The organism is Drouetiella sp. (genome assembly GCF_059504425.1).
On record NZ_JCACIN010000040.1, the window covers coordinates 264,786 to 281,616 of the forward strand.

Annotated in this window: 16 protein-coding genes and 1 pseudogene; 8 read left to right on the plus strand and 9 right to left on the minus strand. The window is 50.7% G+C overall.

All coding sequences use genetic code 11. The annotated features are described in order from the left end of the window. Window positions 1-23: 23 nt before the first annotated feature. From AC5JMP_RS09990 to AC5JMP_RS10015, 6 genes and pseudogenes are all read right to left on the minus strand, one after another. Window positions 24-494: pseudogene (locus AC5JMP_RS09990) on the minus strand (IS1 family transposase); the annotation flags it as partial. A gap of 204 nt (window positions 495-698) precedes the next feature. Continuing rightward, window positions 699-1,049, minus strand: coding sequence for a hypothetical protein (locus tag AC5JMP_RS09995; RefSeq protein WP_495851300.1), 351 nt, complete (start codon window positions 1,047-1,049; stop codon window positions 699-701). Window positions 1,050-1,208: 159 nt separating this feature from the next. After that, window positions 1,209-2,675 (minus strand): GTP-binding protein, encoded by a 1,467-nt coding sequence (locus AC5JMP_RS10000; RefSeq protein WP_495851301.1) that lies wholly within the window; start codon window positions 2,673-2,675, stop codon window positions 1,209-1,211. A 230-nt stretch (window positions 2,676-2,905) separates the two neighbouring features. Next, complete coding sequence (locus AC5JMP_RS10005; RefSeq protein ID WP_495851302.1) at window positions 2,906-3,667, minus strand: hypothetical protein; 762 nt, start codon at window positions 3,665-3,667, stop codon at window positions 2,906-2,908. 292 nt (window positions 3,668-3,959) lie between these two features. Continuing rightward, a complete protein-coding gene (uvrB, locus tag AC5JMP_RS10010) occupies window positions 3,960-6,032 on the minus strand; it encodes an excinuclease ABC subunit UvrB (RefSeq protein WP_495851303.1) in 2,073 nt (690 codons plus the stop codon). 99 nt (window positions 6,033-6,131) lie between these two features. Continuing rightward, window positions 6,132-6,776: an SH3 domain-containing protein gene (locus AC5JMP_RS10015; protein WP_495851304.1), complete on the minus strand. Its 645-nt coding sequence runs from the start codon at window positions 6,774-6,776 to the stop codon at window positions 6,132-6,134. A 434-nt stretch (window positions 6,777-7,210) separates the two neighbouring features. On the opposite strand from AC5JMP_RS10015, the gene rppA reads away from it, so the two are divergent. Both rppA and AC5JMP_RS10025 read left to right on the plus strand, forming a co-directional pair. After that, on the plus strand, window positions 7,211-7,909 hold the full coding sequence (gene rppA, locus AC5JMP_RS10020; RefSeq protein ID WP_495851305.1) for a two-component system response regulator RppA: 699 nt from the start codon (window positions 7,211-7,213) through the stop codon (window positions 7,907-7,909). 493 nt (window positions 7,910-8,402) lie between these two features. Beyond that, window positions 8,403-9,422: a M4 family metallopeptidase gene (locus AC5JMP_RS10025; RefSeq protein ID WP_495851387.1), complete on the plus strand. Its 1,020-nt coding sequence runs from the start codon at window positions 8,403-8,405 to the stop codon at window positions 9,420-9,422. A 3-nt stretch (window positions 9,423-9,425) separates the two neighbouring features. On the opposite strand, the gene AC5JMP_RS10030 is transcribed toward AC5JMP_RS10025, so the two are convergent. Together AC5JMP_RS10030 and AC5JMP_RS10035 are read right to left on the minus strand one after the other, a co-directional pair. Further along, window positions 9,426-9,788: a peptidoglycan-binding domain-containing protein gene (locus tag AC5JMP_RS10030; RefSeq protein WP_495851306.1), complete on the minus strand. Its 363-nt coding sequence runs from the start codon at window positions 9,786-9,788 to the stop codon at window positions 9,426-9,428. A 168-nt stretch (window positions 9,789-9,956) separates the two neighbouring features. Continuing rightward, window positions 9,957-10,478, minus strand: a complete 522-nt coding sequence (locus tag AC5JMP_RS10035) for a hypothetical protein (RefSeq protein ID WP_495851307.1) — start codon at window positions 10,476-10,478, stop codon at window positions 9,957-9,959. A gap of 407 nt (window positions 10,479-10,885) precedes the next feature. On the opposite strand from AC5JMP_RS10035, the gene AC5JMP_RS10040 reads away from it, so the two are divergent. The 6 genes from AC5JMP_RS10040 to AC5JMP_RS10065 all read left to right on the plus strand — a co-directional run bounded on the left by AC5JMP_RS10040 (window position 10,886) and on the right by AC5JMP_RS10065 (window position 15,637). Beyond that, window positions 10,886-11,116, plus strand: coding sequence for a hypothetical protein (locus AC5JMP_RS10040; RefSeq protein ID WP_495851308.1), 231 nt, complete (start codon window positions 10,886-10,888; stop codon window positions 11,114-11,116). 50 nt (window positions 11,117-11,166) lie between these two features. Further along, complete coding sequence (locus tag AC5JMP_RS10045; protein WP_495851309.1) at window positions 11,167-11,676, plus strand: aspartyl/asparaginyl beta-hydroxylase domain-containing protein; 510 nt, start codon at window positions 11,167-11,169, stop codon at window positions 11,674-11,676. Continuing rightward, window positions 11,673-13,007: a TrkH family potassium uptake protein gene (locus AC5JMP_RS10050; protein ID WP_495851310.1), complete on the plus strand. Its 1,335-nt coding sequence runs from the start codon at window positions 11,673-11,675 to the stop codon at window positions 13,005-13,007. Before AC5JMP_RS10045 ends, AC5JMP_RS10050 begins: the two co-directional genes overlap by 4 nt. Before the next feature lie 82 nt (window positions 13,008-13,089). Beyond that, window positions 13,090-13,797 carry a potassium channel family protein gene (locus AC5JMP_RS10055; RefSeq protein ID WP_495851311.1) on the plus strand — a complete coding sequence of 236 codons (708 nt, stop codon included), beginning with the start codon at window positions 13,090-13,092 and terminating at the stop codon, window positions 13,795-13,797. Window positions 13,798-13,890: 93 nt separating this feature from the next. After that, a complete protein-coding gene (locus tag AC5JMP_RS10060; protein ID WP_495851388.1) occupies window positions 13,891-15,111 on the plus strand; it encodes an anhydro-N-acetylmuramic acid kinase in 1,221 nt (406 codons plus the stop codon). Between the two features lie 79 nt (window positions 15,112-15,190). After that, window positions 15,191-15,637, plus strand: coding sequence for a hypothetical protein (locus AC5JMP_RS10065; RefSeq protein WP_495851312.1), 447 nt, complete (start codon window positions 15,191-15,193; stop codon window positions 15,635-15,637). A 136-nt stretch (window positions 15,638-15,773) separates the two neighbouring features. On the opposite strand, the gene AC5JMP_RS10070 is transcribed toward AC5JMP_RS10065, so the two are convergent. Beyond that, on the minus strand, window positions 15,774-16,769 hold the full coding sequence (locus AC5JMP_RS10070; RefSeq protein WP_495851313.1) for a bifunctional helix-turn-helix transcriptional regulator/GNAT family N-acetyltransferase: 996 nt from the start codon (window positions 16,767-16,769) through the stop codon (window positions 15,774-15,776). Window positions 16,770-16,831: the final 62 nt, after the last annotated feature.

Genomic DNA, 16,831 nt, shown 5'->3' on the forward strand with positions numbered 1-16,831 from the left:
CGTTCGATCGAGCCTCGGTAGTCCTAAACAAGTAAGGATAAGTTGTAGTGGTGAACAAAGTACCAGATTGCACCGATGTGATTCTCTGTTTTTTTGGAAAATGATAGGGTCTTGCGAACCAGCCTTGAAACTCGTTGCCGTAAGGTACAGTTAGACCGTTCAATGTAGCTGGTTTTGCCACTCTTTTCGCCGACACTTTGATGCCGCTTGCTGGGGAATACCTCATCACAAGCTGACCAGAAATCGGTATAGGAGCACACTGACGAATACAGGCTCGGTAAGGCATTCCACAAGCCTTGTGCTCTCTCACGACTACGCGAGCCAACATATACCCCTACAATTTCTCGTGTTGCCACATCCAAAGCAAGTCAAATCCATTGTTTGTTCCCTTTGTTGCCGACAAATGGCCACATCTCGTCACACTGAATCGTCGAACGCCCTTTTTTTACCGACACCTCGACCTGTTGAGGCACTGCCTCATATTTGGCATTGACATCGCTTATCTCAGAAAGAGACTTTGGTAAGTCCTTGGCTGCATTCGAGAGCGGCCAGAGATCGAAAAAGTTGATGTTGACCCAGATGAAGTTTTTAGAGATGTGTGCGATCGCTCTCTAGAGCGTGAGGTCGTTCTGTGACTGAAGTAATGCCTACATTTGCATAATGTATTAACAGCCGATGAATTAGGAGATTACTGCCTTTTAAGCATTGTCCTTTAGATACTGAGCAATATCATCTGTCATTCGCGTCAGCGCCACTTCGGTACTGAGACGAATCCGATCGTCTCGCAGCGTAATCAAAACCTTGGCAGCGAAAGGGCTTGACCAGATATTCGGGTTGCAGAATACCTCTAAGAAAACCTCGCCCGTATGTCGATACTCCATGGGTTTCTGCGGCTTGGGCTTGTTGCCGCTTCCTGCACCCTGCGCCGTGACCTTGAGGCTATCCATGAGGGAGGCGATCGCTCCTTGCAAATCCCGCGCCGATTCAGGTGTAAAGCTAAAGGAGACGGTTCCTTCTGGAAGGTTCAGGCGAAATTGAGAGGATGACATACTCATTGATTTCAGCGAATTGACTCGTTTATGGCAATCGTCAAGGCGGTTAGGACAGGGACATTTTGGTGGTGCTTCGCGTCCCACTAAGATGTCCTAAGCAAACTGGCGACAGCTATACCCATATTAAAGGGCTGAGGGGCAGTTCTAGGATTGATGTTAATTTATTGGCGATTGGTGGCGATTGGGGTCTAGCTTATCCCGCAGTTCGTCCTTGATACGATTCAAAATGGATGCCTCATCCAGGGAGGACAGAATCCGGCTAACGAGCGCTTTTGGAGTCTCATCGCCCCAAGATGCGCCGTTCGCCAGATAGGTTTTCGCCACTTGTCCAATGATGTGGGTAGAAACCCCCGCCACCCCCGCCTGCGTAATCGCTATGGAGAGATAGGGCGCAAGAGAAAGTCCGCCTGTCGCAGGAGCTGATAACCCCAGTAAACTCTTGAGAGAACCTAGCCCTAGGGTAGCGATCAGTTCGCTCACCGTAATGCCACCCATGCTAAGAGCAATTTTTTGGAGTAACCCGACGGCTCCTTGCTGCGTCAAGGGAAAGCCATAGAGCCGAGATAGCGTCAGGATAAGGGCAATATCAACGATCGTAGCGCTGAGCAGATCAAGAACGGTGACAGGATTGAGGGCGATTGCCACAGCTTTGGTCATCACGGCATTCCAGATGACTTGATTGGCGGTGCGATCGCGGATCTCTAGCTTACGCTGCACCAACTGTTCGTTCACGTCATCGGTGTAGAGCATGGTGTTGAGCGCCACCAAGGCTTTACCCTCCCGCTGCAAGATTTCCAGGATTTTGAGCTTCACGCCTTGCACATCCGGAACACCGCGACCCATGCGGGCGATTAGCGTCCCATCTTCTCGTCTGACTGCTCTGGCCATTAACGGTGAGGCAGCCGCCATCACGATCTCATCGGGCGAAAGAAGTTCCTTAACGCGATCGTCCCGGATTTTCTCATAAATCACTCGGCGATCGGCTTCCGGGTACTGATCCATTTTGTTGAGCACCAGTAAAATGGGCTTGCTGGCTTTGCGGAGTTCCGACAGTGCCTCAAACTCAATGCGAGTCATGTCTCCGGCAATGACAAACAAAATTAGGTCAGCGTGCTTTGCCAACTGCCGTGCCATAACCTCGCGGGTTTCGCCATCTACTTCGTCAATACCTGGCGTATCGATTAGCTCAACCTGTGAGTTGCCCAACCCAGGCAGAGAAACCCGCCAGAATTCACCTTCAGGCTTAGCGCTCCATTGAGCCGTTTGAACCTGCTGCGTTACCCCATGCACTGCGCCTGTTTCAAAGACTTCTTGCCCCAACAGCGCGTTGAGCAACGAAGATTTGCCCCGTCCCACCATACCAAATACGGCAATATGGACCACCTGGCGATCGAGCTTATCTAGCATAGTTTCCAAACTATGAATCTCTGTTTCTAAGCCTGACTGTTCTCTGGCGCTGAGATCCAGATTGCCGATCAACTCCCGCAACACCTCTTGCGCCTGTCGGTAATTCAGCTCTGCCTGAAGATCGCTAAAGTCTTGAATCGTATCGTCTAACTCTCGATCGAGTTCGCTATCGGGCATGGCGATCGTCAATTTGAGACAGGTATCCACGTCAATCATACCAATTTCGTTGGTTGCGATAGTCTGGCGGGTTCATCACATGGATCTATCGCATGGGTCTATCGCAATCCTTCTCACAAATAATTTAGGATCGCTTTAGGGCTGACATAAAAAATGACTGAATGCGTTACTGCATCCAGCCATCTCTTATAGCTCAAGTTGAGATGATGAGAGCTGACCTAAGGCGATCGCCCTCCATTATCTACAGCTATCTACAGCGCTAATAGAACCTACCACAAACCTCGAACGGGAGCAGCGCTGCTTCCACTCGTGCCGTACTGTCCTGAAGAAGATCCGCTTGTGCCTGTCGAGCGATTGTAAGTGCCTGATCCTGTCGAGCCACCATAAGTGCCTGACGTTCCCCCTGTCGAAGGAGTAGTATCAGCGGCGGGGTTGGTGTCAGGATTCGTTTCGCTGGGTGTAGGTGAAGCAGCCCTAGGAACAGTCGTATCGGCTCCTGTACCGCTGGTACCGTTGCCCATTGAGCCACCTGAACCTGAGGTACCACTTGAACCTGACGTTCCCCCTGTCGAAGGAGTAGTATCAGCGGCGGGGTTGGTGTCAGGATTCGTTTCGCTGGGTGTAGGTGAAGCAGTCCTCGGAACAGTCGTATCGACTCCTGTACCGCTGGTACCGTTGCCCATCGAGCCACCTGAACCTGGTGTTTCATTCATGTTGCCCATGCTGCCGCCGCTGGGCTGGGGAGTACCCATGTTGCCAGTGCCCGGTGTGCCAGTACCATCAGGAGTGGTATTGCTATCTCCTGCGGAACCGCCTGAGTTGCCCGCACTGCCTGCGCCATCACCTGCGCCGTCTGAGCCGCTACTTTGAGCTAGAAGCTGCCCCATATTGGATGAACTTTGACCCAAGGCTGAGTAAGTCTGGGTATTAGCCAATGCTAGAGCAGGAAGGCTAATCAGAGCGCTAATGCTCGCAAACCCGATAGCGCCCGCAAATTTCTTGATCATGGATTGGCTGTTTGTTGAACTCATGGGTATCTTCCTTTGAATTTATGATGTGAATCTCAAGCTGCACCTGCATACTGGCTGAAAACTGCACAGCTAAGCAGTCGCAGAATGCGAACTTAAGCTGCAACTGATTTCTAGAATGCTCTACGGTAGGCGATCGTCTCTATGCGACCGCCTTAATGCAACTCTCAGATGCGATCGCAGCAAGTGCGTCACTGCGATTTTGTTGCAGTGATTGCACTATAACGAAGCGAATGGGCTTTAATAATCCTTCTAAAGAGATAAGTCGCTCTATGCCCTTAAGCTAGGCTTAGCATCATGCCATTCCCTGCCGTTTTCCCACCAATCGATCGCGCAAATGTTTGATCCGATCGCGCATTTTCGCCGCCTCTTCAAACTCCATCTTCTTCGCCGCTTCTTTCATTTCGGCTTCTAGTTTGACAATTAAGTCAGGAATATTTTCCAGCGGCAAATCATAGGAATGCTCATAGGCTTCGTCTAGCTCTTGAGCCGTCAGCTTGCGAGAGACTTCAAGATACTTCAGGATAGAGTTGCTCGATCGCTTGATGATGGACTTGGGCGTAATATTGTGTTTTTCGTTGTACTCTATCTGAATTGCGCGACGGCGATCGGTTTCGCTAATGGCTTTTGCCATGCTTTTCGTCAGGTTATCTCCGTAGAGAATGGCTTTCCCTTCCGTATGTCGAGCTGCGCGTCCGATAGTTTGAATCAGCGATCGCTCTGCTCGCAGGAATCCTTCTTTGTCAGCATCTAGAATTGCAACTAAGGAAACCTCTGGCAAGTCCAAACCTTCCCTCAGAAGGTTCACGCCAATCAGCACATCAAAATCTCCGTTGCGGAGATCCTGCAAGATCTCAATGCGCTCGATCGAGTTAATTTCTGAGTGCAGGTATCGAACTCGAACCGCTCTCTCTTGCAGGTACTCCGTCAAGTCTTCTGCCATGCGCTTAGTCAATGTCGTGACTAAGACACGCTCATTTTTAACCGTGCGCTCCTGAATTTCTCCAAACAGGTCGTCAATTTGTCCCTCAGTTGGCCGCACAAAGATTTCTGGGTCAATTACGCCTGTTGGACGAATCACCTGCTCTACAACTTTTCCAGTGCCAGAAATATATTTTTTGACTTCATCCTTACCTTCGCCCTCAATATCAAACTTGCCGCCTGAGATCTCCAGCTCCCAGTTTCCTGGCGTAGCAGACACAAAGATACACTGATTTACCTTCTCCCAAAATTCCTCAGACTTAAGAGGTCGGTTGTCAGCAGCGCTAGGCAGCCGGAATCCATGATCAATCAGCGTCATTTTGCGGGAGCGATCGCCGTTGTACATGCCCCGGATCTGCGGAATCGTCACATGCGACTCGTCAATTACCAGCAGCCAGTCGTCTGGGAAGTAGTCCAGCAAACACTCTGGCGGGGTTCCGGCGACTCGTCCTGTCAGATGTCGCGCATAGTTTTCTACGCCGTTGCAGTAGCCAACTTCCCGCAGCATCTCCAGATCGTACCGAGTCCGCTGCTCTAACCGCTGTGCCTCCAGCAGCTTGTTCTCTTTCTCCAGAAAAACGAGCTGGTCTTTTAGCTCCTGCTCAATGTCGTTACAGGCTTCCTCTAGCCGATCTTCTGGCGTCACGAAGTGGCGCGCCGGATAGACATTCAGCGCATCCATGCTTTGTATTGTTTCGCCCGTAATCGGGTCAATGTAGCGAATCGCCTCAATTTCGTCCCCGAAAAACTCAATGCGGATTAGCCGATCTTCGTATGCTGGCCCAATCTCCAGCACATCTCCCTTCACCCGAAACCGACCGCGCCCCACGTCCAAATCGTTCCGCTCGTACTGCACCGACGACAGATCGCGCAACACCTGTCGCTGATCTAGCTCCATGCCCACCCGAAAAGGGATAGCGGCTTTTAAATATTCGGATGGCGTACCCAAGCCGTAGATGCAGCTAATCGAGGCAACTACAATCACATCTTTGCGCTCAAACAGCGATCGCGTTGCCGAGTGCCGCAGCATATCGATTTCGTCGTTGATCGAAGCCGTCTTGGCAATGTAGGTATCCGTCACCGGGATATAGGCTTCCGGCTGATAGTAGTCGTAGTAACTGATGAAATACTCGACGGCGTTATCCGGGAAAAACTCTCGTAGCTCGTTGCAGAGCTGCGCGGCAAGCGTCTTGTTGTGTGCCAGAATCAGCGTCGATTTACCCACATTCTGAATCACGCGGGCGGCAGTATGGGTTTTGCCCGTACCCGTCGCCCCCAGCAGGGTTTGATACCGCTCTCCTGCATTCAAGCCTTTCGTTAGATAGGCGATCGCTTTAGGCTGATCGCCCATCGGTTCAAACGGAGCCTGGATATGGAACTCTGTCATTGTTGCGCCGCCTCAAGAGTCATCAAGCTACAGTCTTGCTGTCTATATGCTTACTATGATGACGGATTTCTCTAAACTTGTAGGATGAACGGGCTATGGTTACAGAACCACAAAGTAAATGGGCTTGTAGGCTCGAATAAATTTTGTCATCTTATCCCGTTCATCTTTCGTGGGAGTCGCAAAGCAGCCCGATGTCCCAGTATTGGCATCTTGGCTGAATGCAGATGGATCATAATGAATGCCGATGCCCGATCGCTCAGTCTTGAAGGTCGGAGTCACAGCAGACCAGGCACCGCCAAACTCACCCGGAGCGCTTTCGTCCACACTTCCAGGCAAATCGAAAGTATAGATGCCAAAGGGAAGCGGCGTTGCTGAACCCGCCACATGAGAGGGCGTTTGCTTACCCACCCGTCCCGAAATGCCGCGCACCGTTTGAATAATTTGATCGCTGCCATTCAGTAGTTCTGTTCTGTAGACTCTCAAACCGCCCCCAATCGTATCCGGAGTGCGGGTTGCAATCACCTTAGCCTTCCCCACCGAGGCAGCGTGGGGGACGAGAAAACTGGTAGCAACCCAGCGGTTAAGCCCAATTTGTGCCCAGGTTATTCCTCCCGCCGTCACAGGGTTACCCGTCACGTAAACCAGAGTGCCATTGGGTAAAAGATCGATTGGCTGACCATTGGGCAAGGAGCGTACCCGCAGCGGATCACCTTGGGTTTTAACAACAGCAATATAGTTCGGCATGTTCTTTTCCTAATGAGATTTTCTGCTTGGCAAAATCGTTGACTTAATGAGGACTTACACATTTTTGTTGTGTGGTGGGCTGCGCCCACCACACAACAAAAATGCACTACAGCTAGAGGGCTTGCGTAAGTCCTATTAATTTTTGGCAAACGGGCGACAGCCATATCAGAAACATCAATCTAAAAATTTAGTTTTCCGAATGGATTGAGGTACCCACTGGGGTACTTTGCTCTCATAGGAAATTATTGAAGCTAGGAATTGAAGCCAGTTGTTTTACTGTTGTCAGTTGCAGTTTCTAACCGGATGTCTCCGAATGTGTTATGAGCTAGGTTTCGTAGGATATGCGATAGTTAGGGCGATCGCTCCACTCTCTAATTCACCTCTGTGACTCTACTTTCTGGCTCATATTTTTGGCTCACATTTTTGGCTCAACCATGCAAATTCTCCTAGTTGACGATGAAGTGGCGCTAACCGAACCCCTCAGCCGGATTCTGCGAAAACAGGGCTATGGGGTAGATGTTGTGCATGATGGGTTAGAGGGCAGTCGGCTGGCGGCACAGGGACAATATGACCTGCTGATCTTGGACTGGATGCTGCCTCAAAAAACCGGGCTTGAGATCTGTCAAGAACTGCGATCGCAGGGTGACATTACCCCCGTTCTGTTTCTCACAGCAAAAGATACGCTGGACGATCGCGTTTCAGGGCTGGATGCCGGGGCTGATGATTATCTAATCAAGCCTTTTGAGTTACGGGAGCTATTGGCGCGGGTGCGGGCACTGCTTCGTCGTCCGCCCACGTTGGAGGCAGCCCCGCAGCAGCCACGAGTCAAAGATTTGGAGCTGAATCTGGAAAACCAGCTTGCAACTCGCCAAGGACGAGCGATCGACCTATCTGAAAAAGAGGCAATGCTGCTTGCCTACTTCATGCAGCATCCTAATCAGCTCCTTACCCATGAGCAAATCTACGCTCAGGTCTGGGGCGAGGGAGAAAGGCCGGGTAGCAATGTGCTAGCGGCGCAGGTTCGGCTGCTGCGGCGCAAGATTGAAACTGAAGGCGAAGCGCCGCTGATTCATACGGTTTACGGCAAAGGCTATCGTTTTGGCGCACTAGGTGAGCTAGATTCGCCAGTGTGAGCTAGATTTCTTCGCGAAAGACCGACCCACAAACCAGATCGACCAAGTCTCAGCAGATCGCCAATGCTCGATCACTAATCTAGAAAGTTAATTTTCAAAGGTGCTTTGCGCCTTTGAAAATTAACTTTTAGGGTTTTGGGCTGCGCTACGCACAGCCCAAAACCCTATTTGCGATCTACTGAGACTGCAAAATAAATGTTGCAAGGAGGATTGAAGTTAAGGTAGAGCCGTTAACCTTAATTAGATTCAAGCCTTATAGCTGTCGCCAGTTTGCTTAGGACAATTTTGGTGGGGCGCTTCGCGCCCCACCAAAATTGTCCCCGTCCTAACCGCCTTGGCGGTTGCCATAACTCATTTCAAGCCTTAGCTTATTTCACGTTAGAGGAGACTAATAAGAATGCCCAATCGGAGATCTGGATGGCTCGGCTTACCGTTGAAGGGTTCTCACAGCAAATTTCACGTCTGCCCCATTTGCTGTATTGTGCCGCCCCACATGGTGGATTCAGTCATTAAAAACGGCAGCGATCGCCAGCGAGATTGGGCGCTGCAAACCTTGCGTAAATCAGAGCAGTTTCGGGGACGGCGGGAAGTCGTGGGTGGGCTGGCATTTATGGCAGCAGCAGGGGTGAAACGCCGCACCATCTACGATGCTCAGCGCAGTACAGTGTTGCCTGGAGTTTTAGTGCGCAGTGAAGGCGATCCGGTTTCGCCTGATCCGGTTGTTAACGAAGCCTACGATGGATCGGGCGCTACCTATGATCTCTATGCCGAAGTCTTTGGACGAAATTCTATTGACGATCGCGGCTTACGGCTCGACTCAACCATTCACTACGGCGTTAACTACGAGAATGCCTTTTGGAATGGGAATCAAATGGTGTACGGCGATGGCGATGGCGAATTATTTCAGCGATTCACTAAAGCGATCGATGTCATTGGGCATGAGCTAACCCATGGCGTAACGCAGTATGAGGCGGGTCTTGAGTACTATGGCGAAACTGGAGCGCTGAATGAATCCTTTTCAGACGTGTTTGGCACGCTGGTGAAGCAGCGATCGCTCAATCAGACGGTAGCCCAAGCAGACTGGATCATTGGCGCGGGGCTATTTACGCCCAAAGTTCAAGGAGTTGGCATTCGCTCGATGAAAGCCCCTGGCACAGCATATGACGATGACGTTTTGGGCAAAGATCCGCAGCCAGCCCATGTCAAAGACTTTTACCGAGGCAGTGCTGATAACGGTGGCGTTCACATCAACTCAGGTATTCCCAACTACGCTTTTTACCTGGCAGCAACCGAAATTGGCGGCTACGCCTGGGAGAAAGCAGGCAAAATCTGGTATTTGACTTTGCGCGATCGCCTTCGCTCTAATGCCACCTTCCGCCAAACCGCCAATGCCATGGTCGCTATAGCAGGAGCGCTATACGGCGTTGAAAGCCCTGAACAAAAAGCTGTTCGCAACGCATGGCAGAAGGTGGGCGTGCTTCAAGTCACCCCGGTTAAACCCGGCAGGCGCTGATGCCTAATATTTCCAGGGCAGAGGCGCTCGATAGGGATTCTCGTTAGCATCTATGACCTCCCAAGTTGCAGGATTGACAACTCCTGTAACAGGAAGATTGTATCGCTGCTGCAAATCCTTAATCGCACTCTCTGTCACTGAGCCAAAAACGCCATCCACAGTGCCGTAGCCTCGATTGCCTAACCGCACGTCGGCAGCTCCCAGAAACCCGTTACTCTGCAAGATGCCCTGAAGCTTGGCAACAGATTCACCGCGATCGCCTTTCCGCAGCGTGGGCAGAGTTTGATCGGTGTAAGCCGTTGCCAGCAACAGGGGGGCAGGGGAAAGAGGAAGGGCGTTGACTGCACTGCCAACGAGCTGAGGCATAGAGGGAATGATTGAGGGAACTACTGACAGACCCACTACTAGAAAGATGGAGGAGACAGACTTCAGGTGCATGACTTTAAAAATCAACAGTAAATTTAGAACACCACCTTACCTAAAGAATATGTAGGAAAAATATAGGCAAGGATGCGATCGCTTGCCCTGACGAAATCATTTGGGCAGATCGGGGCAGACGAACTCTTCTTCTACGGCGGTTAGCGTAACTTCCTGAGTTTCGTTAGAGAGAATCAGCTTTTGTTTCAAGCGCAAGGTAGTGTCAGTTAGCTCCAGAATTTCTGCGGTGTAGGCAGGTCTGCCGTTTTCGCTAACGTTCAAGACCTTGGGCGCGGCTTTGTCGATCGTCCAAGGAAAAATGGCATAGGTTTCTACGCAGGAGGTTTGCATCAGAGTGCCGTTGGGCAAAAAGATGTAGAGGCTGTTGGGTGCCGAACCTGAAGGGGCTGTCACCCGCCAAATTCTGCTGAACATCTGGGTTAAATCAGAGCTGGCTGGCGTGCTAGGAGTCGAGCTAGGCGTGACGCGAACCGGGCTAGGCGTGATGGTTTGAGCAACGATACTAGCAGAAGTATTGCTGGCGTTAGAACTGGATAAATCACCAGACTGAGAACAGCTAATCAGTCCAGCGACTAGCAAGCTGACGAATGGCAAAAGTAGATGCTGGCGTTTGATCATGTTGAATTTCCTGAGAAGATAAGCTGCGGCGCACCAATTGAGACGGAATTGCTCTGGATGCAAAATTGCTCTAGATGCAAAATTGCTCTAGATGCAAATATGTACACCATACAGTCTTGTCGATCGCCCTTCTCTTTAGTTCCCCATTCAACTCATATCAATTTGAATTGGAACCGCGACAGATCCCGGTACGGGCTTGGCAATGCCCAGCCCCTTCTGAGGTTCGATGTGCCCACAAATTTGTTGAAATCGGTATCAGTTTCTCAAGTGGGTAGTCCTCGAAATGTAATGAATAGCATCACTCCCAAGTGAGTCTTTCATGAGCTGAATAAGACGCTGTTGGTGCTGAGGCATGGCACAATCAACAGAGAATCATAAAACAGAGCATCGACGCACCGCATTGAGATATGGCTGAAGCTAAAACCGCCGACACAGAATGGATCAAAGAACCTGGAGTTGAAGATCCACCGCCGCGATCGCCTGCCTCCAAGCAAACCCTTCAGGGCGAAATTCAGCAGGGCTGGGGCTATGTCCTGTTCATCTGGAACCTATCCAAACGCATCCGCAGCTGGCGAAATCGCGCCCGATTTGTTTTGGGACTGATTCTGTGGAAGCCAATCCTTCCGGACGACCAGTAGCCTGACTCTTTCCTCCCTCCTCCTGACTCCCCATTTCGATCGAAGCAATAATGGTCTACTACGATGCCCAGCAATTTGAGTTTGTCGCCAATCTGGAAGCCAATTGGCAGGCAATGCAGCAGGAGCTAAGCCGATTGCAGCCCCAAGACTTCGTGGCTTATCCAGAGCGATATCTGCTCGATCAAAACACGGGTTGGGATGTGTTTGGTTTGTATTTTGTCGGAGTTAAGATTGACATCAACTGCGATCTTTGCCCTATCTCGGCGCGATCGGTCAAGTCTATTCCTGGCATGATTACAGCCGGATTCTCTAGCTTGGCTCCAGGAGCGCATATCGTGCCCCATTCGGGCAGACCCAGCGGCGTATTGCGCTGTCACATGGGCTTGGTGGTGCCCGATCGCTGTGCCATGCGCGTTGGCAAAGAAATTAAAACCTGGAAGGAAGGTAAATGCCTAGTGTTTGACGATACTTCAGAGCATGAAGCCTGGAACTTGAGCGATCGCCCCCGCACCGTTTTACTGCTCGACTTTAAAGCACCCAAAGGCTTTCTTTCCCCATGACTGTCACTCGAACTATCTGCTTAGGATTCATGGCGGTCATTGCGATCGGCGCAATTTTGCTAATGCTGCCCTTCTCGATCGCTGCTGGCACCTGGGGGGATTTTACTACCGCCCTGTTCACCTCAACTTCAGCCGTCTGCGTCACGGGATTAGTCGTGGTCGATACGGGCACCTACTTTTCTTTCGTAGGACAAGTGTTCATCACGCTGCTGGTTCAAATTGGGGGATTGGGCTACATGACGGCGACCACTTTTCTGCTGCTGATTTTGGGTCGCAGATTTGGTCTACGAGAAAAAATGGCGATTCAGCAATCCCTTGATCGTCGGGGTATGTCGGGAGTCGTGTCACTCGTCCAGTCGATCATTGCCGTGACGCTGATTTTTGAGCTAGCGGGCGCAATCCTGATGATTCCGGTGTTTGCACCTCAGTATGGCATCAGCCGTGCCCTATGGCTGAGCGTCTTTCATAGCGTTAGTGCCTTCAATAACGCGGGGTTTGGTCTGTTTCCAGACAATTTCATTAGCTATGCCACTTCCATCCCGATCAATCTGATTATTCCTCTGCTAATTATTTTTGGGGGGATTGGCTACCAGGTGATTATGGAAATGTACCTGTGGCTCCGCGATCGCTTCATGCGCAGCCAAGAACGGGTGGTTCTTAGCCTCAATTTCAAAATTGCGATTCGCACTACCCTCTTTTTGCTAATTGCCGGGACGATCGCGTTGCTGTGGGTGGAATATGCAAATCCTGAGACATTGGGGACTTTTACGTTAGGAGAGAAAATCCTGCTAGCCTGGTTTCAGGCGGTTGTGCCCCGCACCGCTGGATTCAACTCGCTCGATTACGGCAAAATGAGCGATGCCGGACTGTTTTTGACGATCGTGCTGATGTTTATCGGAGCCAGTCCGGGCGGTACGGGGGGCGGTATTAAAACCACGACCTTGCGGGTGCTGTCTAGCTCTACTGCAACGGTTTTACAGGGCAAAGAAGAGGTGATTTGCTATCAGCGGCAGATTCCTATGTCGCTGGTGATTAAAGCGATCGCTGTGGTGTTTGGCTCAATCATTACGGTGGCAATCTCCACAACTCTGATCGCTATTAGCGACCCGGATGTAGGGTTCATTCGGATTTTGTTTGAATCGGTTTCTGCTTTTGCCACCGTGGGGCTTTCCACGGGCATTACGGCAGGTCTTTCTACTTTTTCCAAACTGGTCTTGATTTTGACAATGTACGTCGGACGAGTGGGTGTTCTTCTTCTCATGTCTGCGTTGCTTGGTGATCCTAAACCTACTAAAATCAACTATCCAGAAGAAAATTTGCTGGTGGGCTAAGGATTTCTGCTAACTTTAAGGGACTTCTCATAAGCCAGTCGAAGGCTGAAGTAAAAATACTGTACTTTTAGGTCGCTGCATCGTGACTCTCTCCTCTCCTCTCTCCTCTTTAAGTTTTTTCAAGGGACTGCGTGCCCATAGTCGTCAATTTGCTGTGGTCGGGCTGGGGCGGTTTGGTCGAGCCGTTTGCTCAACACTGCATGGTCTGGGATACGAGGTCTTAGGCATTGACTCAGATGAGAAGCTTGTGGCTCAGGTTTTGACCGATCAGATTGTTTCCCATGCGCTTCAGCTAGACTCGACTGAGCCTTCGGCTCTGCGAGAGGCCGGGTTGTTTGAGTTTGATACAGTGATTGTGGCAATCGGCAACTATGTTCAGGAGAGCATTATCACGACGCTAAATCTCAAGGAGGGCGGCGTGCGCTATGTGGTAGCCAAAGCTTCCTCAGAAGTGCATGGCAAGCTGCTCGATCGCGTGGGAGCGAATCAGGTGGTGTTTCCAGAACGGGAGATGGGCTGTTCTTTGGCGCGATCGCTAACCAAGCCAGGAGTGCTGGAGCGGTTTGAGCTAGATCCTGACCACAGCATTGTCGAGGTGATTGTTCCAGCCGCGTTTGACGGCAAGACGATCGCTGAGCTTGACTTGCGCAAGCGCTACGGGCTAAATCTTCTGGCGGTTGGCATTGCCGAAAAATTTGAGATCAACCCCTCACCCATCATGCGACTCCAGAAAGACTGGCTTATGGTGGTGATTGGGACTAACAGAGGCATTGATCAACTGCCTGAATAACGGACCTCTCTTGCAAATATAGGTTTAGTGGGGGCGCGGCCCCCACTAAACCTAATCCCAAAGCTGTAATCTGCAAGAGGTCTAATGGAGCCAATGAAGCAATATGTGGTGGGTTTAATCAGCGGCACGTCTGTTGATGGTATTGATGCAGCGCTGGTGGAGATCGCTGGCTCTCACCTCGATCTCAAGGTCGATCTGTTGGCGGGAGAAACTTACCCGTATCCAGAGTCACTTCGATCGCAAATCCATTCAGTCTGTGGCGGCGCAGCCCTGACGATGGCAGATTTTGCTCAGCTAGATGAGATGATCGCTCAAGAGTTTGCTAGAGCAGCGATCGCCATTCAGCAAAACCATCCCGCCGCAGAACTGATCGGATCTCATGGTCAAACCGTCTTTCATCGACCGCCCAGCCATCGATCGCTTAGCCAGCGATCGCCCAGCCATCGATCGCCCAGAGAAGGCAATGATCCTGGTCTAGGCTGCTCACCCTCTCTGGGCTATAGTCTACAGCTCGGTCGAGGTGCTCTAATTGCTCATCTCACAGGCATTACCACCATCAGCAATTTTCGGGCGGCTGATATTGCGGCGGGGGGGCAGGGTGCGCCTTTAGTATCCCCTGTGGATGTCTGTCTTCTCAGCCATCCGGCTTACCACCGCTGTGTGCAAAATATTGGCGGCATCGGCAACGTAACGTTTTTACCCGCGATCGCCCCCAACCGCAATCAGATCCAGCCCATTCTCGGCTGGGATACAGGTCCTGGCAATGCCCTGCTCGATCTGGCGGTTCAGCGGCTCTCTCAGGGCAGACTGACCTTCGACCAGAACGGCAATTGGGCGGCACAGGGCACACCCTGTCAGGCATTAGTTCAGCAGTGGCTTCAGCAAGATTTTTTTGGGCAGCATCCGCCTAAGTCCACCGGACGAGAGCTATTTGGGGAAGCCTATCTGGCGAGCTGCCTGGCAGATGCCGCTCCTCATCACCTCGCCCCGCAAGACATTCTGGCAACGCTAACAGAACTCACCGCTGCGTCGATCGCCCATAGCTACCAGACCTTTTTGCCCCAGATGCCCGACCAGGTGCTGTTGTGTGGAGGAGGTAGCCACAATCTTTACCTCAAGCAGCGCATTCAGGCTAATCTGGAACAAACGGTGGTTCTGACCACTAATGAGGCAGGGCTGAACTCAGATTTCAAAGAAGCGATCGCCTTTGCTGTGCTGGCGTACTGGCGAAATCGCGGCATTCCCGGTAATCTCCCTGAAGTCACAGGCGCACAGCAATCCGTACTTCTAGGGGATATTCACCTGGTTAGCTAGATTCACGCAAGACTAAGATGCAGTAGCCCATGAATTCGGCAGGGTTACTGCTTGAGGCGGAATGATAAGGACAAGCGTTGTGTCTCACACTTTTTTATTAGAGTCAGGGCGGTGGACGCTGCAAGGAAATTGGCTCGATCGCGATGCGATGCCGATTTCAGTCAAGGGAAAAATCCTGGTGGTCTGGAGTCGAGACGACTGGTTCACCATGGTGACAAAGCTAATTTTTCCGGGCGGCAGTCGAGACGAAATTTCTTTCCAGTATCGCGGACGCTTCAACGCCGGGGAGCGCCAATATACTTTTGTGCTCTTGCATAGCAGCCTAGGACGCGTAGAAGGCGAAGGCTGGGTAGCGCCAGAATCAATTGTGCAGCGCTACTGGGTCTTGGGCGATCGCCAACGCCGCACCGGATTTGAAACCCTGCATCAGCTTAGTCCCGAAAAATATTGCCTCTCTAGCAGCATCATGGCAGGGCATTATTTGCACAGCACCATGGAAGCGATCGTCGAGCGACAGCCAGAATAGGCAATTTTGGATGTTATAGCCATAATCATCGGGCTTAGGGCATTTTTGAGGGCGCGCTCCGCGCGCCCTCAAAAATGCCCTAAGCCCTAACCGCTGTGAATGCTCTAGACAGCGAGTGCCAAGAGTTATTCATTCACTAGCCGTTGCCAGTGGGGCTGCGATCGCTAGTCTGCTCAACCAGACTGAGTTCCATTTGAATATTGCAGCGTTCATAGGGTGAAGCATGTCCAACTACTCGCCGAAACCCTAGCTTTTGATAAAGATTAATCGCAGGTTCTAGAACAGTATTGCTTTCCAAACAAATCACTTTTGCCCCTAAATCACGAGCTTTGCTGATAGCAGCTTGACCTAGCAACCAGCCAATACCTTTGCCTCTTACTCTCTCTGCGACCACCATTTTAGCTAATTCATAGGTATCATTATCTATCTTAATCAAGGCGCAAGTTCCAACAACTTCGCTGCTCATTTCGCTGTTGTCAACAGCCATATAGATATGTCCACCCGGTTGCAGAATCCTTTCGTCTGGATGGTCGAGAGATTGGTAGTCAAATTCTTCTAACTTGAAGTATTTCTCAATCCACTCATAGTTCAAGCGTTTGAAATCATCGTGAAATTCAGGTGAGTAATCAATAATCTCAATATGCTGACGTTCACGAGCTTTTCGCACAGCTTGAACCCGATCGAAAAAGCTTTGATTAGTCAGAAGAAACTCGATCGCTTCAATGGCTTTCCACAGATCATGCTGCGTTTCTGAGAGCAGTTCTTCAACCGCTTGAGCAACATCGACATATTGTTTTTCAAGTTGAGGAACGAGCTGTTTTCCTCGATCAGAAAGCCTCACGGCATTAATTCTGGCATCCTCAACCGTTTTGTCTGTTAGAGTCAGCCCCTCTTTACTCATTTCTTTCACAATTTGGCTGACAGACGGATGAGAGTGACCAATGATTTGGGCGATTTCAGTAATGGATGCTTTCTCTTGATGAGAAAGCACAAAAAAGACGGGGAACCATTTAGGGTCTAGCGCTACCCCATAGAGCGCATATATTTTTGCCGCATCTTCCGCTAGTTTTTCACTCAATCGGCGTAGGCGACTCCCTAGCGCTAGTTTTCCGGTTTGTGAATAGAAATCCATAATATGTAAGTGCTTACGTAAGTGCTTACATATTACCGAGCTTTAGAAAAATTCGATAGCGA